This window comes from Lactobacillus sp. WILCCON 0058 (assembly GCF_057198005.1).
Genome location: NZ_JBUBHM010000001.1, coordinates 2,272,087 through 2,294,359 on the forward strand (window position 1 = coordinate 2,272,087; position 22,273 = coordinate 2,294,359).

Sequence of the window (22,273 nt, forward strand, 5' to 3'; positions counted from 1 at the left end):
TCTATTTCTCTAGATCTGTTTCTTTTTCTGTTTTGTTTTCTGTTGATTTTTTAAAAAATTACTTGCCCAGCGGCACATTGAACCACAGGTTGTTCAAAAAGCCTGAGAAGATCAAGAAGCTGAGGCAGACCACGTGGAAGGTCACGAAAATCGCCACTGCTTCAGTGAACTTGTTGTGCTTGACCAGCTTGTGCTTCTTCTTGAAGCGGAGCCAGATGTCATTGATGATGATGGCCAGGGCGTGGTAAAGACCGTAGACGATGTAGTACCAGGTCAGACCATGCCAGACCGCCATCACCATGAAGTTGACCAGGTAGGCCACCTGGGAAAGCCGGTTCCGGTTCTTGATCAAGCGCTTCTTCATCGCGAAGAAGGTGAAGCGCATGAAGATGAAGTCTCTGAACCAGAAGGACAGAGTCATGTGCCAGCGGTTCCAGAATTCCTTGATGTTGTGGGCCGCGAAAGGCTTGTTGAAGTTCATCGGCGTGTGGATGCCCATAAAGTAGGAAATCGACACGGCGAAGAGGGAGTAGCCCGCGAAGTCAAAGAACAGGTACATTGAGTAGCAGTACATGACCCCTAAGAGCCACCAGGACAGGTGCAGGGGATGCATCCGCCCGGCTAGGATGGCCTGCTGCTCAAGGTATGGCAGGCAGTAGGTCCCGAAGAACCAGCCCAAAAGGAACTTGTACAAGAAGCCCTGGAAGAGGTATCTGACCGCGTAGGACAGATCCTTGATGTAGTCTTCCCGGCTCGGCGCCTTGTCATAGTCCTTGACGAAGCGGCGGTAGCGGTCGATCGGGCCGCTGGAGATGGTCGGGAAGAACAGGAGGAAGCGGGCGTACATTACCGGATCCACCTGCTTAATCGTCCCGTCGCGCAGCTCCATGACCACCTGGACCGTCTTAAAGGTCAGATAGGAAATCCCTAAGAAGCCGAGGTCAATCCCCTGCTTGTGAGGAACAACCGGCCAGATTTTGACCGCCGCCAAAGGCAGGATGGCCAGGATCACGGCCAGGCAGAAGACCCAGGTCTTGTTGGCCTTCCCCGTCTTCTGCCTGTAGTGCTGGTAGGCAAAAGTCACCAGGAACTGGTAGACGATGTAGCAGATCAAGGTTACCCCCTGCTGCCACTTGTCCGCGTCGAAGATGAGGAAGATGAAAGCCAAAGACACCAGAGCTTCGTACCACTTGTAGCGCTTGCCGAAGTAAAGGCCGATGATCAGAGGCAAAAGCGCGACCAGCAGGTAGACAAAGTACTGCGGGTTTTCATATGGTTGCAGATTTATCACGCCTGGTTAACCTCCTTGATGACCGCCTTGATGTCGACCTTCCCGTTCTGGGAGATCGGCAGGGCCTCTTGGTAAAGGTAGCGCTGCGGGATCATGTACGGCATTACGTCCTTGGTCAGGCCGTCTCTGATCTGCTTGGTGATTTCCCCTTCATCGTACTTGCGGCTGACCCCGTCGTTTAATTCGATCACGGCCACCAATTGCTTGATCGTGTGGTCAGGCTTGTAGATCGGGGCGGCAACCGCGTGGCGGACCAAAGGGTTCTGGTTCATGTAGAAGTTGATTTCTTCCAGTTCGATCCGGTAGCCGTTGAACTTGATCTGGAAACCGATCCGGCCCTTGTAGAAGAGCAGGTTCCCATCAAAGTAGCCCACGTCCCCGGTCCGGTAGTGCTGCACGCCGTTTTCCTGGTAGAAGGCTTCTTCAGTCTTTTCCGGGTTGTTGATGTAGGCCTTGGAGACTGACGGACCGGCAATGATCATTTCCCCGCTCTTGCCGTCATCACCCTGTTTGAGGTCAATAGTGATTTCCGTGTCTTCCTTGACGTAGCCGATTGGCAGGCGGTCGTATTTTTCCAGAATTTCCGGGGTGATCTCCACTTGGGTGACCGCCACGGTGGCTTCAGTTGGCCCGTAGGTGTTAAAAATCCGGCTGTCCGGGAAGCGCTTCTTGAGCATTTCAACTTCCTTGCGGGGCAGTTCTTCCCCGCAGAAGAGGAAGTGGCTGAGGCCGGCGTGGTGGCTGGAAGCAAAAGTCCGGTCCAGGAAGCACATTTGAGCAAAGGACGGAGTTGATACCCAGACGTTTACGTCGGTTTCCGGCAGGGCTTTGAAGAGCTGGGCAAAGTTTTCCGTCACTTCGTGCGGCAAAACGACCAGTTCCCCGCCACTCAACAGGGCCGGGTAGATGCTCATGACTGACAGGTCAAAGGAGTAAGGGGCCTGGGCCAAGAAGCGCGGATGCTCTGGCAGGTCAAAGTCCTTCAGTTCCCAGTCAACGAAGCTGACCAGGTTGTCGTGGCTGATCTGAACCCCCTTGGGCTTACCGGTCGTCCCGGAAGTACAAATGATGTAGAAGTTTTCGTCGCCCTTGACGTAGTCTGCTTCGTCAGCTTGCCCTTCTTCTGGAACGTCGTCTGGCATCAGCAGGGTCAAGTCGCCCAAGTCAACTTCTGGCAATTCGCTGATGGCGATCAAGACCGGGGAAGCAGAGACTTCTCTGACCAGGTCGATTCTTTCAGCGTTTGAATAGTCAGCGATTGGCACGTAGCAGTGCCCGCTCTTTACACAACCTAAAAAGCAAGCCAGCATGTCAAAAGTCTGCCCGCCCCAAATCATGACGGGTACCTTGGCCGCTGCCTTTTCCTTTAACAAGGCGGCCCAGGCGTTAGCCCGCTTGAGCAAGTCAGCGTAGGTGTTCTTTTGACCCAGGTAGTCGTAAACTACCCGGTCTGGTTCTCTTTGCGCGATCTCATCGATCGTCTTGACAATATTTCTCATTTCCATTTCCACTCAACTTTCCTAAAATTCATTGTAAATAAAGCCGGTTGAACCCAAGCCACAATATTCATACAGATAAACCAAGCCTAATAAAATGAGGCTGTAAAGCAAGGTTCGCAGAATAAAGGACCGGATGATCTTCCCCCGGCTGGCTGGTGTCTTGTTTTCCATCAAGCTCATCTCCTCTTCTTTTTCACCAGGTCTGCTATCCCAACAGAATGAAACAACACAACTCACTTACGTGATTACAGTAAACTGTAACACATTATTCATATTTCGTTCACAGTCTTCTGACATTTTACCATTTCTTAAAGTATTAAAAAATACAAAAAGCAACATTTTCCCGTTATTTTTTTGCAAAAAGCTATTTAAGCCCGGCCTTGCGCTCCTGGCTGTAGCAAAACAACAGCGGAATCGAAGGCAGAAAGCCAACGAAGAACATGGCAATCAAGCTCATCCGCAAGACGTAGCTTGGCGAATGCCACTTGTCCAGCTTGGCGGTCGCCAGCACGTAAGCCGCGTACAAAACGACCAGGGCCAGGCCCCACAAGAAGCTGGCGTAGTGGGTGACCTGGTAGAGGTAGAGCAGGCCGCTTGCCGGAAGCAAGCAGGACCAGCCGGAAATCCGCACGTCGATGATGATTTTTTTGGCAAGTTTACTATCCATGTATAATATTGTCTCCTTTATTTGTATTTGCTGTCTGTTAATTATTGTCCAGCAGGGCGTCGATATTGACCGACAAGGTCCGGTCCATGACCGTGATATCCTGGCGGGCGTACTTGCTGGATGCCGATTCAAAAAGGCAGAGCAGCTGGCCCTTGTAGACCGTGATCTGCTCTAAGTATGGCGGCATCCTGACCACCTGCTCGGCGTTTGACTCGTCCAGGTTGTTCACGGCCGTGATCGGGAAGATGTAGAGCTTGGAATCCTTGCGGCCATATGACTGGCTGAGGAAGATCTTATCCCCGTAGATGGCCAGGCCCTGGATCTGCTTGTTCATGCTGGCCGTCCCGTCCGGGTCAGACCAGGAAACGGACTCGTTGATGCTGGAAATCTCGCTGGTGGTGATGGTGTTTTTGTACTGGCCGGACCGGGCAAGCTTGTAGCTGGCAACCTTGCCGTGGCCATTTTCATTGAAGTAGCCGACAAAGAGCTGGTCATCGTAATAAGTCAGAGCTGAAGCCTTGGCGATTGAGTTGATCGGAATCTCATGGTCATAAACAAGTTGATCGCTGGTCTTGGCGCTGGCCACGTATTCAATCAATTTGGCCAAGGAAAAAGACATCAAGGCCGACTGCCCGTCCTTTGACCCGGTCAGCCAGATCTGCATCCCTTTAGGGTCGTAGGCAATCCCGCCCAAGTGCTGGCGGCCGGGCAAGCGGACCGTTTTCAAAAACTTCCCCGTCTTTTTGTCCAAAACATAAATGACCGAGGCATGCCGGTGCTGGCCGTCATAGGCCGTGATCAGCAGATACTTGTAGACCACGGCGATCCCCTGGGGAGTCATGGCGTTAGTCGCGCTGATCTTTTTAGTCTGGTAGTCATAACTCCGCGTCGAGATCAAACCTGGAATGACCACGTCCTGGCCCACCGTCGTCCTTTTCGGGGTCTGGTAGGCGGCCTGGTAGACAAAGCTGTAATTGTCCCTAATCGCCTTTCGGTAGGCCCTCAGCTTGTGCCAGGCCGGACTGGTGCTGGTCCCGTCCTTAGCCTTGGTCACCTTGGGTCGGGCCGCCAGCATGGCCTGCTTCATCTGCCACTTGCTGTAAGTCGGGTAGGCCCAGTAGTAGCCCCAGGCCGCCAGACCAGCCAGCAGGATAAGGTTAAAAATCAGCAGGCGCAGCTTCCGGCGGAAGTGATGCTTCTTCCGGCTGACTAGTTTTTTTCCGCTTTTTCTGTCTTTTTTACCCATTGGCCCTCCTTTCAGCCTCTTTTCTGCAAGTTTTTCCACTAAAAAAGAAAATTCCCCTCTATCTTAACAAGCCTGGCCAGGGGCGAAGCAATTTTTTTGGCTTTTTTTGAACTTTTTTGCCAAACGTCATACTTTGTTCACATTTCCAGTATAATATAATAGCTGTAACAAGCGAGAGCTTGTTACTACACTCAACTTTTTGTTTTTCATTCATACTCCTCCAAAGTAAATGAAAAATATCGACTGACTCCATAGTCGATTCATATCTATCCCTTTCGGCTCACGTGCGTTGCGTGAGCTTTTTTGTTGCCTTGACAGGCCTTTTTCGTTCTTTATAGATCCGCAAGCAATTCTTTACTCTTTGTTAAGGAATTCCAAACCCTTTATTGAGAATTACCCTGTATGATAAACAATGTAACGAGCTGGTAGAACTCGTTACAAATACTCCCACTTTTTTATTTCATTCATTCTTACTCCTCCAAAGTAGATGAAAACCAATTAGGCCTGCGCGAGCAGGCCTTTTTCTTTTTTCTTTTCCCAAATAGTCTTATACTTAAATTATGTCAAAACGTTTTTTAGCATAGAAAAAATATAAGGAATTAGGTTGATGATTTCAGCAGCTATTCAACGCGTTATCGCGGAAAAGTCCGGTTCCTTTTTGATTCCGGCCAGCAAGATTGCCATCGTTGAAGAAGACAATCCCCTTTACCATGCCTTCTTGATCTTAACCAAGGTCAAGTACGCCAAAATTCCCGTCTTGAACAAGAAAGGCCAGATCACCGGCCTTTTGAGCCTGGCCATGATCACCGACAAGATGCTGGACCTGGATGGCATTTCTGTCAAGGCCTTAAACAAGTACAAGGTCAAGGACGTCATGGAAACCGACTTCGTTTCCGTCAACTTTACGGAAAAAGACATGGAGACCCAGCTTCACCTGCTGGTTGACAACAACTTCCTCCCTGTCGTCGACGACCAGGGAGTCTTTCAAGGGATGATCACCCGGCGGGAATGGTTTAAGGCCTTCAACTACCTGGCCCATACTTTTGACGACCACTATGTCACGATTGACAAAAAGCAGGTCCTCAAGCTTGAAGCAGAAAATTAACAATACAATCATAAGCATTTCCAGTGTAAGACATCCAATTTGTGTTAAAATATATCTAATAAGATATATTGTCTTTTAAGATAAAAAAGTGTGTGTGTTCACACTCCTTACTTTTAATGGGAGGAATAAATCATGAAACGCCAATGGAAATTCATTGTCGTCCTGGTTCTCGGGGCGATTGGGCTGATCACTGACAATGTCCTGCACATTCCAGGAATCGCGGAAGTTCTGTTCGACATTGCTGGTGCATACGTCAGCTTCTCCTTAGCCAAGGAAATGTTTAATGACTTGAAAGAAGGACACTGGGGCATCGACGTCCTGGCCCTGATCGCGGTCATTTCCATGATGATTACCCGGGACTACTGGGCTGAATGGATGATCCTGGTCATGTCTACTGGTGGCGAAAGCCTGGAAGACTACGCGACCGGCCAAGCCGACCGTGAACTGCGGGCCCTTTTGGACAAGAACCCGCGGGTAGCTGGCAAATTGGTTGACGGCAAGGTGGTTGAAGTCAAGGTTGACGACCTGCAGATCGGCGACCATGTTTTGATCAAGCCAGGCCAGCAGGTGCCAGTTGATGGGACTATCATCGAAGGCAGCTCTGCTTTTGACCAGTCATCCTTAACTGGTGAATCAGTGCCAGTTGACAAAACGGTCGGCGATGACCTGATGTCCGGTTCACTTAATGGTGAAACTGCCGTAACCATGGAAGTCAAGAAACTGGCCAAGGACTCTGAATACCAGTCTATCGTACAACTGGTTAAGTCCTCCGCCGCCCAGCCGGCCAAGTTCGTCAAGATGGCCGACCGCTACGCCGTGCCGTTTACCATCATTTCCTTAGCTATCGGGATCATTGCCTGGGTTGCGGCCGGCGACTTCACCCGTTTCGCGGAAGTCATGGTCGTTGCTTCCCCATGTCCGCTCTTGATCGCCGCTCCAGTTGCTCTGGTAGCGGGGATGAGCTCCATGTCCAAGCACCACATCATCGTCAAGTCCGGTCCAACCTTGGAACAACTTGCCAAGGCCAAGACTTTTGCCTTCGATAAGACTGGTACTTTGACCCAGAACCAATTGGTCATCCAAGACGTTCTGCCGGAAAATGGCTTTGACAAGGAAACCATCCAAAGCTACGCGGCCAGCCTGGAACAGCAGTCCGGCCACATTATCGCCAACTCCCTGGTTCAAGGGACTGACAAGTCCATGATCCAAGCCGTAAGCAACCTGCAGGAATCAACCGGTAACGGGGTCAGCGGGACCGTTGACGGCAAGACCGTCATGGTCGGCAAGCTTTCCTACGTGGCGCCAGACGCTAACGTAAACAAGGCCAAGACTACTGCTGTCTACGTTTCTGTTGACGGCAAGTACGCCGGCTGCATCACCTTCAAGGACCAGTTGCGGCCAGAAACTCCGCAAACTTTGGCCCGCCTGCGCAAGCAAGGCGCAAAGCACATCATGATGCTGACCGGGGACAACAAGGACGTGGCCCAAGCGATTGCTGACGTGGCCGGCGTCGATGATGTCCGGGCCAGCCTTTTGCCAGCACAAAAGATTGAAGCCATCAAGAACGTGGCGCCTGAAAACCGCCCAGTCGTCATGACCGGGGACGGGATCAATGACGCGCCAAGCTTGACGGCTGCTGATGTCGGCATTGCCATGGGGGCCAAGGGTGCCACCGCGGCCAGCGAAAGCGCCGACGCGGTCATCATGGTCAACGATTTGAGCAAGATCAATGATGCCGTGGCCATTTCCAAGCACACCATGAAAGTGGCCGAAGTCGACGTCATCACTGCCATCGTAGTCGTTATCCTTTTGGAATTGGTGGCCTTCACGGGTCTTATCCCAGCCTTCTGGGGCGCTGTTTTGCAGGAAGTGGTCGACATGATCGCCATCTGCTTAGCCCTTTTGGCCAAGACCGAACCGAAGAATCCAAAACAGACCGGTTTGTAAAATTTGTCTTTTTTCCAATTTCTTGCTAAAGTATTATTAGTTAACATAACACTTTCAGAGGTTGGAGTTTCAAAACTTTCAAGAATTTGCTTCTTTGGGTCAAGAAGCTTTTTCTTGGGAGTTTTTTTGCTTGCCAGCCCTTTTTTGAAACGGAGGTCAATATGGAATTTATTGGACAACTGATACTGGTCTTGCTGATGACGACCCTGCTGGGGCAAGTCTTTGCCCGCTTCAACTGGCCCCCGGTCATTGGGCAGCTCTTATCGGGGATCCTGCTGGGACCGGCTCTTTTGGGCTGGATCCACCCTAATGAAACGATGTCGCTTTTTTCCGACATCGGGGTCATCATGCTGATGTTTTTAGCCGGGATGGAAAGCGACCTGGACCTCTTGAAGAAGTACTTTAAGATCAGCTTCACGGTGGCCACGGTCGGGGTTATCCTCCCTATCCTTTTCATTGGCGGAGCCTCCATGCTCTTCGGGATGCAGTTCCTGGAAGCCCTCTTCATCGGGATCGTCTTCGCGGCCACCAGCGTCTCCATTTCAGTAGAAGTCCTGCGTGACACCGGGAAACTCCAGACCAAGGCCGGAACGGCGATTTTGGGGGCAGCGGTGGTCGATGACATCCTGGCGGTGATCGTCCTCAGCCTCTTCACCACCTTCAGCCATGAAGGCGGCAAGTCGGGTTTGACCGACAACTTCTTCTTGAACCTGCTTTTTGAAGCCCTCTACTTTGTCTTCGTCTGGCTGGTCTACAAGTTCATCGCGCCGAAGTTTATGCAGCTGGCGGAAAAAATCAACGTCAACTACTCCGTGGTCATCGCCTCTTTGATTCTGTCTTTGGGCATGGCCTACATTGCTGAATTAGTCGGCTTGAGCGCCGTAGTCGGGGCCTTCTTCGGCGGCCTGGCCATCCGGCAGACCAAGCAGGAAGCTGAAGTCAACTCCTCAGTTTCCGCAATCGGCTACTCAGTCTTCATTCCAACCTTCTTCGTCAACATTGGCCTGTCGATGACTTTTGCCTCCATCGGCAAGGACTTCCTCTTCATCGTAGTTATGACCATTCTGGGCGTTCTGTCCAAGTACTGGGCCGGCAAGTACTCTTCAGAAGCCTTTGGCCTTAAGCCCCTGGAAGGCAGCATCGTCGGGGCTGGGATGGTCTCCCGGGGGGAAGTAGCCTTGATCGTGGCTCAGATCGGGATTGCCCACCACCTTTTTCCAAAGGACATCTACTCCAGCTTGATTCTGGTCATCATTTTGACGACGGTTATCTCCCCAATCATGCTCAACCACTACATCAAAAAAGAAGAAGCGTAAAACTAAAAAGCAGCGAAGCTTTGCTTCGTTGCTTTTTATGTATATAGATAGTTTTCTCTTTATCTTTATAGTTATCTTTTCTCTTTTTGCCTAGCCAAACAAGCTGAGCATGTTCCACATGATGTGGGTGGCCATGGAGTAGCGCAGGTCCTTGGTGGTCATGTAGACCCAGGCCAAGACTGACCCCATCATCCAGTAAACCAGGAGATATGGTGACCAGAAGGGATTGTGGGCAAAGGCAAAGAAGAAACCGGAAACCAGGATCCCAGCCCACTTGGCAACCTTGCCGGCATGGTTGAAGAGGAGGTTGAAGAACATCCCTCTGAAGATGATTTCCTCCATAACCGGGGCAACCAGGACCACCATGATATTGTAGGTCGGGCCCGCCGTCTGCTGGAGGTCATCCAGGTTCTGCTGGTTGACGGAGACCCCGCCGCCGATCAGGTTCATCAAGAGGATGTAAAGCAGCTGCATCAAGAAGAAGCCCCCGACTGAGGTGGCCAGCTTCCGCCAATCCCAGTGGAAGTCCTGGCTGAAGCCCCATTCGTTCTTGTCATCCAGCTGCCCCTTATAGAGCCAGAAGCTGAACCAGAAGACCAGGACGGTCGAGAGGGCCAGAATAAAGGCCTCAGCCGATCCGAAGCCAAAGATGTCCGGGTAGAAGTAAAACTCCTGCAGGGTCGTGTACAGCGCGAACACGATTGCGATTTCGATCAGGTAAAAGAGATAATGCCCAATTTTTTTCACGTTTGTCACCTTGTTGTCTCAAAAAAATTCTTATCCTCTATTATAATAAAGTTTGACCAATTTTCTAAATGATATGGACGAGGACCTAAAAAATGCCATCTAGATTAAATACCCTGCTCTTTCTGTTCAGCCAGAACCGGGCTTTCAGCTACTTCACCATTTTGGTGGCGATCGCCGCGGTAACCTTTATTTTCTCCTGGCTGAGCGACCCGCGCCGCCTGATCAACGGGGTCTTTTTCACCTTTTTCATCGCTTCGCTGGGGGCCTGGTTCACCTTCCTGGTCTATGCCACCAATCTGCCCAGCTTCCGCAAGGTCTACCTCTGGGTCCTGGCGATCCTGGCAATCACCGTGGCCGTCATCGTCTCCTTCTCCTGGATCCTGCTTTTATGGAACTCCTACGTGGTCTTGAAGCATGAGAGCCACACCCTGCCCAACCTGCTGACCTTGATCCTGGCGGTAGCCATGCTGGGCCTCTGGATCTTCATTTTCATCGGCCACTTCACCCGCAGCACGCCGACCGGCCTACGCCTCATCCTGGACATTTTCCCGACGGTCGCGGTCTACCTGGCAGCCGTCATGTACAACTTCCTGGTCAACCTCCTGCTCTACCAGATCGTTCCCCGCCGCTACCACCAGAACTACCTGATCGTTTTGGGAGCGGGCCTGATCCATGGGGACCAGATTTCCAACATCCAGGCGGCCAGAATCAACCGGGCCATCCAGTTTGCCTACCACCAGCAGGAAAAGGGCCAGCCCTTGCCCAAGTTCATCATGTCCGGCGGCCAGGGTCCGAATGAAAAAATCTCTGAAGCGGCAGCCATGGCCGCTTACGCTATCAAGCGGGGAGTCCCAAAGGAACTGATCCTGCTGGAAGACCAGTCCAGAAATACTGAGCAGAACATGGAATTCTCCCAGATCGTGGCCTACAACGACTATGGCAATGACAATTTCAAGGCCTGCTTCTTTACCAGCAACTACCACGTCTTCCGGGCAGCAATTTTTGCCAAGCAGGCGGGGCTGGACGCCAACGGGATTGGCTCTTACACCCGCCCTTACTACCTGCCCAACGCGGTTTTGCGGGAATTTGCCGGGATGTTCGTCATGAACCGGCTCCGCCACTTTACCGTGATGGCCCTAATCGTGGCCGGCTACATTGCCTTGGCAATTTGCAAACTGCTAAACGTTTTTTAACTTTTTAAAAATTACCTGGGAAAATCCAGGTAATTTTTTATTTTTTCTAGTATGCCCTTCCAGCTTAGAGCCATATATCTTGAGGGCATTTTGGCAAAAACAGGAATCCCGTCAAATCAACACTTTATCTAGTGGGTACCCTTTTGACACAACTACCAAATATTGATAAGATCGTAATCGTGTTAAATTTAAGGGGGATTTTATCGTGAAGAAAATCAAATTCAAGCAAGTTTTGGCCACTGGTACTGTTTTGGCAGCGGGGATTGCTTTGACAGCCTGCTCAGGGGCCAAGCAAAACGGCGGCGGCTCCAACAAGAAGAGCTCAGCCAGCGTGGCCTTGATCACTGACATTGCCGGGGTTGACGACCACTCCTTCAACCAGTCCGGCTGGGAAGGGATGGTGGCTTACGGCAAGTCCCAAGGCTTAAAGCGTGGTACCAACGGCTACCAATACTTTGAATCAAGTTCAGCTTCTGACTTTACGCCAAACATCAACCAGGCGGTTGCGGCCGGCTACAAGACTATTTTTGGCGTTGGCTACTCACTTAAGGGCGCGATTGCTTCAGCAGCCAAGAAGCACACTGACAAGAACTTCGTCATTATCGACGACGTGATCAAGGGGCAAAAGAACGTGGCTTCCGCCAACTTCAAGTCCCAGGATGCTTCCTACATGGCCGGGGTAGTTGCGGCCCGGACCACCAAGACCAACGTGGTTGGCTTCATTGGCGGGGTTCACGGGGACATCGTCGACTTGTTTGATGCTGGTTTTGCCAAGGGCGTGCAAGACACGGCCAAGAAGATGGGCAAGAAGATCACGGTTTTGAACCAATACGTCGGCTCATTTACGGCTGCTGACAAGGAAAAGTCAATTGCCAAGGCTATGTTTGCCAAGAAGGCGGACGTGATCTTCCACGCTTCAGGTTCAGCCGGCCAAGGCTTGTTCAGTGAAGCCAAGTCAGTCAACGAAGGCCTGGCTGCCAACTCCAGCAAGAAGGTCTGGGTCATCGGGGTCGACTCTGACCAGTCCAGCCTGGGCAAGTACAAGTCCAAGGACGGCAAGAAGTCCAACCTCTGCCTGACCAGCGTGATGACTGGGGTCAACGTGGCAGTCAAGGACATCGCCACCAAGGCAGCCAAGGGCAAGTTCCCAGGTGGCAAACAGCTGGTTTACGGCTTGAAGCACAACGGTGTCTACCTGACCCGGGGCTACGTGGCTGACTCAGTTTGGAAGCAGGCACAAACTGCCCGCAGCCAGATTCTGGCCGGCAAGGTTTCTGTACCAAGCCACCCAAGCAAGTAAGCAAATAAAAATCTCTGAGCGAGCAGCTCAGAGATTTTTTGCGTATTAGGCGTTTTTTTCGCGGCTGGACTGGAGCAATACCAGGCAGAAGGTGACGAGGAGGATGATGGCGCCAGCTGAGAAGTAGAGGGCCACGCTGCTCTTTACCCGGCCTTCAAAGAAGCTAAGGGCCAGGGCCATGATCAAGGTCAAAAAGATGCCCACGAAGCGGAGCAAGGCCGTGCTCCGTCCCTGGTAGGCGGCGGGAGTTTTCATGATCCGGCTGGTTTCCAGGTAGGTGTAGACGGGGATGTCGGTACCAAAAATGCTGCCAAGCAGGAGGCCGAAAACAAAGGGAGACAGCTGGCGGCCTGCCCCGCCGCTTAGGTAGGTTGCCCCTGCAGAAAGGACGATCAAGGCAAGGACAGAGAGCTTTTTGTGGCCAGCAGGCAGGCTGACCACGGCCCGGTTGAGGCCAGCACCGACAGCCACGGCTAAGATGATGCCCAGGCCAATCACCAGGATTGACTTGAACTTGGGATCATAGCGGCCGATTTTTAAAATTACCAGGCTCATGACCAGTTGGTTCCGGCAGGTAAAAAGGACTTCGGCGGCAAAGATCAAGGCAATGCCTTTTTTTAAAGACGATGCTGACTGATTCCCGGATGTCGCGGGCCAAGATGGAAAAGCTGAAGGAGGGTTGGGCATCAGCCACAACCTGGTCAGCCGGCACCCGCAGCCAGATTAAAAGGGCCAGCAGGTAAAGGGCGGCGCAGAGGTAGAGATAGTTGGGCAAAGCCACGAAGCTGAGGGTCACGAAAACCAGCAGATAACCGACAATTGAGGCGATAGAGTTCAGCGAGCTGATCCCCTGCTGCACCAAAGGAATGGCCTCCCGGTTCTCCTTGCGGACGATATAGACGGTTCTGGCGGCGTTGTCGAACTCGCTGATAACGGAAATGACAATGTCGACGACAATCAAGACGCCGATGAAGGCCGCCTTGTCCAGGTCAAAAATCAGCGGCGGAAGCAGGCAGGCTATTCCAGAAAGCAAGGTGGTGAAAAAAAGGATCCGCCAGGCACCATGCTGGTCAACGAAGCTGCCGATAGCCAGGGCAAAGGCCACGCTTACGGCAACGCTGATGTTGTTGACCAAGCTGTTGACCGCGGGGCTGGAAACATACTCCTGGACTATGAAGGACAGGGCTACGCTATAGATGCTGGCGGCCAGCATGATCATTCCTTGCGAGGAATTGAAGGGCAGGGTTGGAATTTCTTTTTTCATTGTTCACTCACCTTGCTTTAACTTTTCATTCTTTACTGAAAGTATACTCCTTTTTCGTGCAAATGGTATCTTTTTTATAAAACGGATATAAAAAGTGCTGGGCAGAGGCTCAGCACTTTTCCATCTATTAATTTTTCCCGGCTTTAACAGCCCAAGAGACCAGGAGCAGGCCAGCGAGAAACATTGCTTCTGGCAACAGCATGCTGGATAAGTCAAAAGCAGCATCCCGCAAAAAGTAGAAGGCCAGCAAGGCGCTGATGATCAAGACGGCCGCGAAATCGCGCCAATCTTCGCTGGTGAAAGCTTGCCGGTCCTTTTTAACAAATATCATGACCAAGCCGGCAAGGCCCAGCAGCAAATAGAGAGCCGCGATCACAAAAAGTACCAGCGCCGTTTCGAACTCTTTTCTGACCAGCATCCCTTCAACCAGGAGTAGACTCCCGCTTGCCAGAAAAATCACCGCCAATTTCCGCCAGCTAAAAGTCACCGGCAACTGCTTAAAGCCGCTCAGCAGCATCCCGCAGCCGATCAACAAATTTACCCAAAACAAGCTATTCATTTCTTTCCTCCCTTTTACATCCGAACTATCCTTTCGGCCTAATCAGAATTATAGTTTCAGCGCAAAAAAGAGGGGCAAGAAATTCAAATCCAGTCATTTAACCGTCATAATCGGTCAATTCTGCTTCAGCTCCCGCAGCTGGCGGCCACAGCTCCGCGCGTATTTCAGCTTCTCCCCGTCAAATAAAGTGATAGTCCTGGCGCGCAGGTCTACCTCAGCTATATTTTTAGGATTGATCAAGCAAGATTGGGAGATTTTCAGCAAAAAATCACATTCCTGGTCAAGCTGCTTAAGGTTGCCGACAAACTCCGCCCGCAGATTTTTCGCGACTAGCTGCAGCTTATGTGGAAATGGCGTCGTCGCGACGTAGTAGACGTCATCAGTGTTGACATTTCTAAGCTGCCGGCCGACTTTATAGGTAAAAGTCTGCTTTTTGACCAAATTCAGCCTTGTAAGCCTCTCCAGTGCCAGGCGCAAAGTTGCCACAACCCTCTCCTGCAGACTATCCAAATCAGCATTTTTTACGATATAGTCCAGCGTACCGATTCTTCGCTGAAAAGTCTGCAAGGCCAGCTCCGAATGCGTGGTTACAAAAACAATCTGTCCCTGTGGGTCAAGACGCAAGAGCGCTTCAGCCAAGTCCAAGCCGTCCATTTCTGACTTGGCAAATTCAATATCCAAGAAATAGATTCCCCGCTGAAGCTGCCGGTCAGCAGCGTAAGCCAAAGCTTCTTGCGGAGATCCCATTGCTGAAACAGAAACGCTTTGTCCGTAATCCTCCGCTAAAAATTCTCCCGCCAGCTTGACCGTCTTTGCCAAAGACCGAGCCTGTAACAGGTCGTCATCACATACCAGAATTTCAGTCATCTTTCCCCCTAATCACGCGATAGTCAGCGCGAAAATGAACTTGTCTCCTTCAATTCGATACTCAACAAACAAATTCGCGTATTTCTTCTGCAGCTCCTGCACATTGCTCAGCCCCAAACCCGCGTGTCCCCGCTTGCTGGTAAAGTTTGCCTGGCTGAAAACCGGTAAATCTTCCTTTTGCTGGTCACGCAGCTTGTTCTTTATGGTAAATTCCAGAGAATTTTCCTGATCCCGGTAAAACATGATCTCAACAACAGGAACCTGTCCACCAGCTTTGTATAAAATGCTTTCCTCAATGGCATTGTCAAAAGCAATCCCAACGATTCTGATCAAGTCATATACGTCAATTCCAGCTGGGACTTCGATCATCTGCCGAGCTTCGAAAACATAGCGGATTTGCTGGCGGCGGAGTTCCTGCAGCTTGGCAATCACCAAGCTCTGCAGCTGCAGGTCAGCAATCCGGTCAACGTCCTTGAACTGCCACAGTTCTTCTCTTTCCAAAATGTCATCAGAGTACTTTTTCAAGCTGTCCAAGGCAGCTGAAGCCTGGTCATTCTTTAAAGAAAGCTCCAAGCTGCGCAGCATGTTTTGATAGTCATGCTTAAAGCGCCGCAATTCTTCCTCGCTCTTTCTGACACTCTGCAGATAGCTGCGCAAGTTCTCTCTTTCCTGGTCAGCCAGCTGCCGTTCATAGTCCCGCTGATTGGCCAATAACACCAGCAGGGTCAAGCAGCCCTGCAAAAGCAGCAAGATCAAAAGGCTGGCCTCTGACCAGCCAAACAGCCACAAGCTGAAATCCCAAGCTAAAAGACTAGACAGCAGATATATTTTCAGCAGATAATCCGGCTGCTTATGCCTTTTTTCATTCAGCCGCCGCCAGCCTTCTGCCGCTAATGCCAAAACCGCGTAAGCCAGAATAAGCAGCAAAGAGCTCCTTCCAGCTTTGAGAAACGCTTGTAAAAGCAGCAGGTTCCCCAAAGCCACGCTCAAGCCATAAAACAGAAGCATTTGCCAGTTTTGCCGATGGTAAAAGTAAAAAGCCGACAGCAGCAAAACAATGTTTGCCAGATACAAGGCGACCTGCTGGTCTGCCTCTTTCGCCAGAATAAATTCAAAAGTCAAGACACCCAAGCCCGCGGCCGTCAGCAGGTCTTCTATTTTCCAACTCACATGCATTAATCTAGCCAAACTTGTCAGCTCAAACAAAGCTGAAACAGCTGCTAAAGCAATCAATACCAGCTCTTCCATTTTCACCCTTTCCTCCTCCAACAACTAATATCCGCCATCCTACTCTATTATTCTTCTTCGTTCAAGCTCTGGTAGCCGTAATTTGCCAGCTGCTGGTCAGTATCGATCACCGACATCCCCCTAACCAAACAGTAGATCAAGACCGCGTCCCGTTTTACGTTGGCATAAAGCGCACCATTATCGCTCAAAGACAGCAGTCGGTTGGTTTCAGCCAGAGACAATTTCAAGCTGAGGGCCAGGGACAAAACCTTATTCCTTGATGGCAGGCGCCGCCCCTTCAAAATTTGATAGCCATAGCTGCGTTCGATCATGGCCTCATTGAAGAGCTCACTCTTCTTGACCCCCTTGTCTTCGATCAGCTTGTTCAGGTAGCCGGCAAAATTGTAATCAGCCACTTGATCTAGTACATTAGAAATATGATCTGCTTTCAAAGCAGCAAGTAATTTTTCAGTTTCCATTTTTACCCCCATTGTTACCATTATGGCAGAAAGATTTTATATAAGATGAAGCAAGGAAAAATAAGCGATTACGTTAATCCAGTTCCCATTAAGATAACGGACGACAAAGCAATTTTCAAAGTTGAAAAGCTGGTCCCGACCCCTTACATCGAGCGGGTCCTTCCTTTAGAGTACGCTCCTTTATATGAACAGCTGGCTGAGCTGGACACCGCGATTCCCAAGATTGTCTGCCTGGAAAAAAGCGACCGCTTGACCGTCATTGAAGAATACATCGACTCTCCCCGTCTCGACCAGTACTTAGAGACCCACAAGCTCACTTCTGCCCAGATCCACGACTTGATCTGCCAGCTGCTGGACGTACTCGCGATCTTGCACCAGCAGACGCCGCCGATCATTCACCGGGACATCAAGCCGGAGAATATTTTTTATGATGGCAAAAAGCTGATCCTGGCCGACTTCGATATCGCCCGGAACATGCAGAAAGATGCCGCCCGTGACACCCGCGTCCTGGGGTCACTGGGCTACGCGGCCCCGGAGCAGTTCGGCTTCAGCCAGAGCGGGCCAGCCAGCGATTTCTATGCAGTCGGGGTGCTGATGAACGTTCTGTATACCGGCTGCCTGCCCAGCGTTCAGCTTTATCAAGGGCCTGAACGGGAAATCATTGAAAAAGCCACCCATATCAACAGCCAGAAACGCTACCAAAGCGCCCAGGAATTTAAGGACGCGATTATTGGCTTAGGTCGGTCCAGCTGGCTTTTGCCAGGCTTCCGCGGCCATCAGCCCGCCCGCATGCTTACAGCTGCTTGCGGCTACTTATTGATGCTGTTTAGTTCCTTTAATATGGACGCCAAGAGCGACTCAGCGGCTGACCGTTTCCTGCTCCGCCTGTCCTTTTTCATGGTTCTTTTCTTGATCGTCCTGTTTGCCTGCAACTACCGCAATATCAAGAGCATGTGCCTTTTCCATTCATCCAAGTCCAAATTTACCCGGGCCTGCGGGATCATCATCAGCTACCTGCTTGTGGCCACGGTTTTGACCACGGCTTTAGCCGCCTTATCGGTAGCGATTTCATCTTTTGGCCATTAGTGGGCTGCCTGCCCACCAATCCTTCTCTTTAAAAGTCTACACTTAAACTGGATGCTGACCCATGCAAGATGGAGACTTTTTTAGCTGAGAATTCTGCTTGAGCCGCTTTAGGCAAAAATGGAATGTGTGCTAGCAGACTTTCAGCTTTCAGCATCAATTAAGTCACTTGGTTAAGGAGAGGATAAGATGAAAGTAGTTGGAATTCTGTTAATCATTTTAGGCGTTATTGGTATTGCCATCGGGCTGATGATGTTCGGTGATATTGGCGTAGCATGTATTGTCGGCGCTCTTGCCGCCCTGTTGTCGGGATTCGGCTTCTTAAGCGTTAACAACAAGCTGAATAGTTCTGAGTCTTAGAGCCGGGGGGATCTTGCCATGAAGTCCAATAAAAAGCCATTTTACAAGCAATGGTGGGCTGTGACCATCGCCTTCATTTTCGTATTTTTTGTCGGCTACATCTTCGGCTCTGCCGCTTCTTCGAGTGACGACTCCAGTGACGAAGCCTCTGTAGCCAGTTCATCAAAGAGTTCTTCTAAGAGCACTACTGACGACAAGTCTTCTGGGAAAAATAATGCTAAGAAAACTCTGACTGTCAGCTATAAAAATTACGAAATTTCTTCGGAAAAGACCTTTAAGCCGAACTATACGAATAACAGCTGGGCCGGCGGCAGCGTATCTGTCGACAGCATTACTTTGTACAAGACAGCCAAGGCCTACAATTATGATAGTGCCAACGATGGCAAATTTACTATTCAAGGTTTCATGCAGATTCATTACGTAATTAAGACCAAAGCTGATGTTTCAGTTTACCCGACTCAAGGAACATATATCTACTCCAATGGTGAACAGCACGGAGCAGATTCCACTGAAAGTTGGGATGGCGATATTTCAAAGAACGTAACAAAGCAAGGAACAGTAACTGTCCCAGTCGAAAAGATTTCAAACGTCAACAGTGTCCGCGTGAAATTTGACGCGAGTGGCCAAGACTTTAGTGATGATTCTTTAGACCACGATTTTGATTTCACTATCACTTTGTCCTAACAGACAGCTTGATCTTTAAGAAATTTGGTTGGCGAAGCAAAGACTTCCGCCAAAAAGTTGCAGCTGCAGTACAAGACCTCAATTTGGAACAACAATACGGTTAAATTCAAGCTCAAATAAACCGCGAAAGCGAAGCCTGCGAGAGCCAGGTTTCGCTTTTTTGTTAACCGCTATCAAAAAACAGTTCGGAATTTCGTTTATATTGTTGCTTTTTTCTATTTTTACACTATAATAAACTAAGATAAAAATAAACATCTTTCGCGATTGTCACACAAACATTCGTGTTGTAACGGAGGAAATCACGTGTCTGTTTCTAAATTTAAAAAGTTAGCAACCATCGCTACTGCTGCTGTTTCAGTTTCAGTTCTGCTGACTGCCTGCCAAGGCAAGAAGTCATCATCTTCAACTGGTACTAAGACCACCAAGCACAGCATCGCGCTTATCACTGACAACAACGCCATTGACGACCACTCCTTCAACGAAGCTGCCTGGAATGGTTTCAAGGCCTTCGGTAAGAAGCACGGTCTGAAGCAAGGCAAGGGTGGCTACCAATACTTTGAATCTTCATCAGCCGCCGACTTTACTCCTAACGCCAACGAAGCTGCCAGCTCCGGCTTTGAAACCATCTTCGGTGTCGGCTACCAACTGACCAGCGCCATCAAGTCCGCTGCCAAGAAGAACCCTAAGAAGAACTTCGTGATCATCGACGACGTGATCAGCGGCCAAAAGAACGTTGCTTCAGTTACCTTCGAAAGCAACCAAGCATCATACCTTGCTGGTGTCGCTGCTGCTTACACTACCAAGACCAACCACGTAGGTTACATCGGTGGTGCCAAGTCAGCTACCCTGGAACTGTTCGAAGCCGGCTTTAAGCAAGGTGTTGAAGCAGGTGCCAAGGCTTTGGGCAAGAAGATCAAGGTTGACGATCAATACATCGGTAACTTCACTTCAACTGACAAGGCCAAGTCAATCGCTCAATCAATGTACGCCAGCGGCGCGGACATCATCTACCACGCAGCCGGCAACGCTGGTAACGGGGTCTTCACTGAAGCCAAGGACATCAACAAGAACCGCAAGGCTTCCAAGAAGGTTTGGGTCATCGGTGTTGACGTTGACCAATCAAACCTGGGTAGCTACACTTCCAAGGACGGCAAGAAGAGCAACTTCGTTCTGACTTCAGTTCTGAAGGGCCTGGACGTTGCTGTTGAACGTCTTGCTGAAAAGGCATACCAAGGCAAGTTCCCAGGCGGCAAGCACTTTGTCTACACTCTTGAAGGCAATGGTGTTTCTGTAACCAAGGGCAACATCGACTCCAAGACTTGGAGCAAGGTTCAAGCAGCCCGCAAGCAAATCTTGAACGGCAAGGTTAAGGTTGCTGAAAGCGTAAGCGACTTGAAGTAATCTCAAACAGCAGATTTTTTAAAGGTACTCATCATTCGATGAGTGCCTTTTTTCTTCTCCCTTGCGTTATAATTATATTAAGAAAGCGCTTTTATAAAAGAGGTGACAACCATGCCTAAAAAGCTACGTAACACACTGTTTGCTTTAGCTGCCATACTGAGTTTTACGACTTTGGCGGCAACTCAAAATACAGTTTCAGCAGCAAGTTCAGCAAAATACACGCCCAAATATATCAAACGGCAAGTCGTACTGCAGTTAAACTGCAACAGCTATGTATATGACCGTTATGGCAACCGGATGCCTTGGTTTAACGGGCTTTACGGACCTCTCGGCTACCTAAAGAAGGACAGTTACGTCTACACAACCAGAAACAGAATTGAACGGACTGACAAAGACGTCCGCTACTTTACCTTATTCACCAAATACCACGTTACTAAATACAATTATGGCTTCGTAGGTAAGAAGTATTGGCTGCCATATAAAAAGATCAACGGACATTATTTCTACTACATCGGCTATGGTGCCTACATCAAGGCAAGAAACGTCTCTTTGATCAACGATCTGCCCCAATATTCAAATGGTGAAAAAGCCATGATTGAAATGTCCGGTTATCCTTTTACATTTGACAGTAAAACCAAGAAAATAAAAGATTTGACCAAAAAATGTAAAGCAGGTAAATACGTAGTAATAGATGGACTGCGGCAATTTACGGACAGTGATGGCTTTATATTCTGGGACACCGATCAACCAGTCTATGCTCGGTTAAAAGGAACAGGCCACGGCACTACGGGAACATATATCGATGTTGCCGCTTTAAGAGCTAAGGAGCTCTACACTTTCTATTCAGATCCAGAAGAAGGAAGTAATCCGAATTATCGGATTAACTTAGTAGATATTAACAGACTCGAAGATTACTATACCGATACTAAGAAAAAAAGAAATAAAAACTTTCTCCACTCACAAAATGTTAGGGAGAAAGCCAATAACTAATCTGAAGAAAGCAAGTCACCTTATCGTGCCTTTTTTCTTCGCCCTTGCGTTATAATTATATTAAGAAAGCGTTTTTTTGCAAAAGGGGTGATAATCATGCTCAAACAGCTACGTAACACACTGTTTGCCTTAACTTTTTCGCTAGGCTTTTCTGCTTTAATTGCAAACACTGTGCAGGCCGCATACGATACGCCCTACCTAAAAGGCCAAGTCGTACTGCAGTTAAACTGTAACAGCTATGTCTATGACCGTTATGGCAACCGGATGCCTTGGTTTAACGGGCTTTATGGTCCCCTCGGCTATCTAAAGAAGGGCAGTTACGTCTACACAACCAGAAAAAAGGTTGAACGGACAGACAAAGACGTCCGCTATTATTTCCTCCATAGTACAAAATATCATACCTATGAAATTGACAAAAAATACTGGCTGCCTTATAAGAAAATCAATGGCCACTACTTTTACTACATTGGCCATGGAGCCTATATTAAAGCCAGAAACGTTTCAGAGATCAACAACCATTCTCAATATTCAAATGGCGAAAAAGCCATGATTGATGAAACTACATACGCATTTAAATTTAACAGCAAAACCAAGAAAATCACTAATCTTAAAAAGAAATATAAATACGGTGATTACGTCATGGTCGATGGCCTTAGGCAATTCACTGACAGTGATGGATTTCCTTTCTGGGATGCCGACCAGCCATACTATGCACGTTTAAAAGGCACCGGTCATGGCTATACAGGAACGTATATCCTTTTGGGCAATTTACGAAAAAAAGATAGCGATATATTTTTTTGGGACATCGAAGAAGATAACCATCCTAACTATCGAATCAACATACTCGATATCAATTGGCAAGAAAGCAAGTATAAAAAAGCTGAGAAAGCTAAGACTCAAAAGAGTAAGCAAGACGACTGATCTATACTAATAAGTCACCTTATCGTGACTTATTCTGTTTTCTCGAACACTTGTTGCCTTAACTAAACTTTTGTGCTAAAATTACATTGTACCCGGCAGAAGCCAGTGTACAAATTTATGATAGGAG

The 22,273-nt window shown here is 49.3% G+C and carries 23 protein-coding genes, 1 pseudogene and 1 other annotated feature; of the genes and pseudogenes, 12 read left to right on the forward strand and 12 right to left on the reverse strand.

Translation table 11 applies throughout. The features are described 5' to 3' along the window. Positions 1–58: 58 nt before the first annotated feature. The 5 genes from dltB to ACYVUU_RS10565 form a co-directional block, all read right to left on the reverse strand. Positions 59–1,291, reverse strand: a complete 1,233-nt coding sequence (dltB, locus tag ACYVUU_RS10545) for a D-alanyl-lipoteichoic acid biosynthesis protein DltB (RefSeq protein ID WP_484500857.1) — start codon at positions 1,289–1,291, stop codon at positions 59–61. Beyond that, positions 1,288–2,790: a D-alanine--poly(phosphoribitol) ligase subunit DltA gene (gene dltA / locus ACYVUU_RS10550; RefSeq protein ID WP_484500910.1), complete on the reverse strand. Its 1,503-nt coding sequence runs from the start codon at positions 2,788–2,790 to the stop codon at positions 1,288–1,290. Before dltA ends, dltB begins: the two co-directional genes overlap by 4 nt. Positions 2,791–2,811: 21 nt before the next feature. Continuing rightward, positions 2,812–2,961 (reverse strand): teichoic acid D-Ala incorporation-associated protein DltX, encoded by a 150-nt coding sequence (locus tag ACYVUU_RS10555; protein WP_439775187.1) that lies wholly within the window; start codon positions 2,959–2,961, stop codon positions 2,812–2,814. Between the two features lie 193 nt (positions 2,962–3,154). Continuing rightward, positions 3,155–3,457, reverse strand: a complete 303-nt coding sequence (locus ACYVUU_RS10560; RefSeq protein WP_439775188.1) for a hypothetical protein — start codon at positions 3,455–3,457, stop codon at positions 3,155–3,157. 37 nt (positions 3,458–3,494) lie between these two features. Next, the gene (locus ACYVUU_RS10565) at positions 3,495–4,703 is read right to left on the reverse strand and encodes a YncE family protein (protein WP_484500858.1); all 1,209 of its coding nucleotides are present in this window, start codon (positions 4,701–4,703) and stop codon (positions 3,495–3,497) included. A gap of 607 nt (positions 4,704–5,310) precedes the next feature. On the opposite strand from ACYVUU_RS10565, the gene cbpB reads away from it, so the two are divergent. The 3 genes from cbpB to ACYVUU_RS10580 all read left to right on the forward strand — a co-directional run bounded on the left by cbpB (position 5,311) and on the right by ACYVUU_RS10580 (position 9,071). Further along, positions 5,311–5,808, forward strand: a complete 498-nt coding sequence (cbpB, locus tag ACYVUU_RS10570) for a cyclic-di-AMP-binding protein CbpB (RefSeq protein WP_439775190.1) — start codon at positions 5,311–5,313, stop codon at positions 5,806–5,808. 132 nt (positions 5,809–5,940) lie between these two features. Beyond that, positions 5,941–7,755, forward strand: a complete 1,815-nt coding sequence (locus ACYVUU_RS10575; protein ID WP_439775191.1) for a heavy metal translocating P-type ATPase — start codon at positions 5,941–5,943, stop codon at positions 7,753–7,755. Between the two features lie 59 nt (positions 7,756–7,814). After that, positions 7,815–7,863, forward strand: a sequence feature (sodium ion sensor (DUF1646 type); this cis-regulatory element may regulate processes involved in with the transportation of sodium ions). 53 nt (positions 7,864–7,916) lie between these two features. After that, entirely contained in the window at positions 7,917–9,071 is a 1,155-nt protein-coding gene (locus ACYVUU_RS10580) for a cation:proton antiporter (protein ID WP_439775192.1), read from the forward strand. Positions 9,072–9,161: 90 nt separating this feature from the next. Here the strand turns inward: ACYVUU_RS10580 and ACYVUU_RS10585 are convergent, their stop codons facing one another. Continuing rightward, positions 9,162–9,818 (reverse strand): CPBP family intramembrane glutamic endopeptidase, encoded by a 657-nt coding sequence (locus tag ACYVUU_RS10585; RefSeq protein WP_484500859.1) that lies wholly within the window; start codon positions 9,816–9,818, stop codon positions 9,162–9,164. Between the two features lie 92 nt (positions 9,819–9,910). Here ACYVUU_RS10585 and ACYVUU_RS10590 point away from each other — a divergent pair, with 92 nt between their 5' ends. Both ACYVUU_RS10590 and ACYVUU_RS10595 read left to right on the forward strand, forming a co-directional pair. After that, the gene (locus tag ACYVUU_RS10590; protein WP_484500860.1) at positions 9,911–11,011 is read left to right on the forward strand and encodes a YdcF family protein; all 1,101 of its coding nucleotides are present in this window, start codon (positions 9,911–9,913) and stop codon (positions 11,009–11,011) included. A gap of 205 nt (positions 11,012–11,216) precedes the next feature. Then, positions 11,217–12,311 carry a BMP family lipoprotein gene (locus tag ACYVUU_RS10595; RefSeq protein ID WP_300617656.1) on the forward strand — a complete coding sequence of 365 codons (1,095 nt, stop codon included), beginning with the start codon at positions 11,217–11,219 and terminating at the stop codon, positions 12,309–12,311. 45 nt (positions 12,312–12,356) lie between these two features. On the opposite strand, the gene ACYVUU_RS10600 is transcribed toward ACYVUU_RS10595, so the two are convergent. The 6 genes from ACYVUU_RS10600 to ACYVUU_RS10625 form a co-directional block, all read right to left on the reverse strand. After that, positions 12,357–12,866 (reverse strand): hypothetical protein, encoded by a 510-nt coding sequence (locus ACYVUU_RS10600; protein WP_484500861.1) that lies wholly within the window; start codon positions 12,864–12,866, stop codon positions 12,357–12,359. Continuing rightward, entirely contained in the window at positions 12,832–13,575 is a 744-nt protein-coding gene (locus tag ACYVUU_RS10605; protein ID WP_439775197.1) for an MFS transporter, read from the reverse strand. The genes ACYVUU_RS10600 and ACYVUU_RS10605 overlap by 35 nt, the downstream gene beginning before the upstream one ends. Before the next feature lie 127 nt (positions 13,576–13,702). Continuing rightward, positions 13,703–14,134, reverse strand: coding sequence for a hypothetical protein (locus ACYVUU_RS10610; RefSeq protein ID WP_439775198.1), 432 nt, complete (start codon positions 14,132–14,134; stop codon positions 13,703–13,705). A 114-nt stretch (positions 14,135–14,248) separates the two neighbouring features. Then, positions 14,249–15,001: a LytR/AlgR family response regulator transcription factor gene (locus ACYVUU_RS10615; protein WP_484500862.1), complete on the reverse strand. Its 753-nt coding sequence runs from the start codon at positions 14,999–15,001 to the stop codon at positions 14,249–14,251. A gap of 12 nt (positions 15,002–15,013) precedes the next feature. Beyond that, on the reverse strand, positions 15,014–16,249 hold the full coding sequence (locus ACYVUU_RS10620) for a GHKL domain-containing protein (protein ID WP_484499359.1): 1,236 nt from the start codon (positions 16,247–16,249) through the stop codon (positions 15,014–15,016). Between the two features lie 47 nt (positions 16,250–16,296). Next, positions 16,297–16,707, reverse strand: a complete 411-nt coding sequence (locus ACYVUU_RS10625) for a hypothetical protein (protein WP_484500863.1) — start codon at positions 16,705–16,707, stop codon at positions 16,297–16,299. 45 nt (positions 16,708–16,752) lie between these two features. On the opposite strand from ACYVUU_RS10625, the gene ACYVUU_RS10630 reads away from it, so the two are divergent. The 7 genes and pseudogenes from ACYVUU_RS10630 (at position 16,753) to ACYVUU_RS10660 (ending at position 22,146) form a co-directional block, all read left to right on the forward strand. After that, on the forward strand, positions 16,753–17,793 hold the full coding sequence (locus ACYVUU_RS10630) for a serine/threonine protein kinase (RefSeq protein WP_484500864.1): 1,041 nt from the start codon (positions 16,753–16,755) through the stop codon (positions 17,791–17,793). Between the two features lie 186 nt (positions 17,794–17,979). Further along, positions 17,980–18,150, forward strand: a complete 171-nt coding sequence (locus tag ACYVUU_RS10635; RefSeq protein WP_002878348.1) for a hypothetical protein — start codon at positions 17,980–17,982, stop codon at positions 18,148–18,150. A gap of 18 nt (positions 18,151–18,168) precedes the next feature. Further along, a complete protein-coding gene (locus ACYVUU_RS10640; protein WP_439775203.1) occupies positions 18,169–18,834 on the forward strand; it encodes a hypothetical protein in 666 nt (221 codons plus the stop codon). A 21-nt stretch (positions 18,835–18,855) separates the two neighbouring features. Then, positions 18,856–18,954 (forward strand): annotated as a pseudogene (locus ACYVUU_RS10645) (DUF4352 domain-containing protein); the annotation flags it as partial. Positions 18,955–19,137: 183 nt separating this feature from the next. After that, positions 19,138–20,235, forward strand: coding sequence for a BMP family lipoprotein (locus tag ACYVUU_RS10650; protein WP_201331776.1), 1,098 nt, complete (start codon positions 19,138–19,140; stop codon positions 20,233–20,235). Between the two features lie 111 nt (positions 20,236–20,346). After that, a complete protein-coding gene (locus ACYVUU_RS10655; RefSeq protein WP_439775204.1) occupies positions 20,347–21,225 on the forward strand; it encodes a hypothetical protein in 879 nt (292 codons plus the stop codon). A gap of 96 nt (positions 21,226–21,321) precedes the next feature. Further along, positions 21,322–22,146 carry a hypothetical protein gene (locus ACYVUU_RS10660; protein ID WP_439775205.1) on the forward strand — a complete coding sequence of 275 codons (825 nt, stop codon included), beginning with the start codon at positions 21,322–21,324 and terminating at the stop codon, positions 22,144–22,146. The last annotated feature ends 127 nt before the right edge of the window (positions 22,147–22,273 follow it).

What these genes read in the sequence shown, in the direction of transcription:
- dltA (WP_484500910.1), bottom strand. Translation starts at nt 2,790, where the DNA reads ATGAGAAATATTGTCAAGACGATCGATGAGATCGCGCAAAGAGAACCA.
- ACYVUU_RS10555 (WP_439775187.1), bottom strand. Translation starts at nt 2,961, where the DNA reads ATGGAAAACAAGACACCAGCCAGCCGGGGGAAGATCATCCGGTCCTTT.
- ACYVUU_RS10560 (WP_439775188.1), bottom strand. Translation starts at nt 3,457, where the DNA reads ATGGATAGTAAACTTGCCAAAAAAATCATCATCGACGTGCGGATTTCC.
- ACYVUU_RS10565 (WP_484500858.1), bottom strand. Translation starts at nt 4,703, where the DNA reads ATGGGTAAAAAAGACAGAAAAAGCGGAAAAAAACTAGTCAGCCGGAAG.
- cbpB (WP_439775190.1), top strand. Translation starts at nt 5,311, where the DNA reads ATGATTTCAGCAGCTATTCAACGCGTTATCGCGGAAAAGTCCGGTTCC.
- ACYVUU_RS10575 (WP_439775191.1), top strand. Translation starts at nt 5,941, where the DNA reads ATGAAACGCCAATGGAAATTCATTGTCGTCCTGGTTCTCGGGGCGATT.
- ACYVUU_RS10580 (WP_439775192.1), top strand. Translation starts at nt 7,917, where the DNA reads ATGGAATTTATTGGACAACTGATACTGGTCTTGCTGATGACGACCCTG.
- ACYVUU_RS10590 (WP_484500860.1), top strand. Translation starts at nt 9,911, where the DNA reads ATGCCATCTAGATTAAATACCCTGCTCTTTCTGTTCAGCCAGAACCGG.
- ACYVUU_RS10600 (WP_484500861.1), bottom strand. Translation starts at nt 12,866, where the DNA reads ATGAGCCTGGTAATTTTAAAAATCGGCCGCTATGATCCCAAGTTCAAG.
- ACYVUU_RS10605 (WP_439775197.1), bottom strand. Translation starts at nt 13,575, where the DNA reads ATGAAAAAAGAAATTCCAACCCTGCCCTTCAATTCCTCGCAAGGAATG.
- ACYVUU_RS10610 (WP_439775198.1), bottom strand. Translation starts at nt 14,134, where the DNA reads ATGAATAGCTTGTTTTGGGTAAATTTGTTGATCGGCTGCGGGATGCTG.
- ACYVUU_RS10615 (WP_484500862.1), bottom strand. Translation starts at nt 15,001, where the DNA reads ATGACTGAAATTCTGGTATGTGATGACGACCTGTTACAGGCTCGGTCT.
- ACYVUU_RS10620 (WP_484499359.1), bottom strand. Translation starts at nt 16,249, where the DNA reads ATGGAAGAGCTGGTATTGATTGCTTTAGCAGCTGTTTCAGCTTTGTTT.
- ACYVUU_RS10625 (WP_484500863.1), bottom strand. Translation starts at nt 16,707, where the DNA reads ATGGAAACTGAAAAATTACTTGCTGCTTTGAAAGCAGATCATATTTCT.
- ACYVUU_RS10630 (WP_484500864.1), top strand. Translation starts at nt 16,753, where the DNA reads ATGAAGCAAGGAAAAATAAGCGATTACGTTAATCCAGTTCCCATTAAG.
- ACYVUU_RS10635 (WP_002878348.1), top strand. Translation starts at nt 17,980, where the DNA reads ATGAAAGTAGTTGGAATTCTGTTAATCATTTTAGGCGTTATTGGTATT.
- ACYVUU_RS10640 (WP_439775203.1), top strand. Translation starts at nt 18,169, where the DNA reads ATGAAGTCCAATAAAAAGCCATTTTACAAGCAATGGTGGGCTGTGACC.
- ACYVUU_RS10655 (WP_439775204.1), top strand. Translation starts at nt 20,347, where the DNA reads ATGCCTAAAAAGCTACGTAACACACTGTTTGCTTTAGCTGCCATACTG.
- ACYVUU_RS10660 (WP_439775205.1), top strand. Translation starts at nt 21,322, where the DNA reads ATGCTCAAACAGCTACGTAACACACTGTTTGCCTTAACTTTTTCGCTA.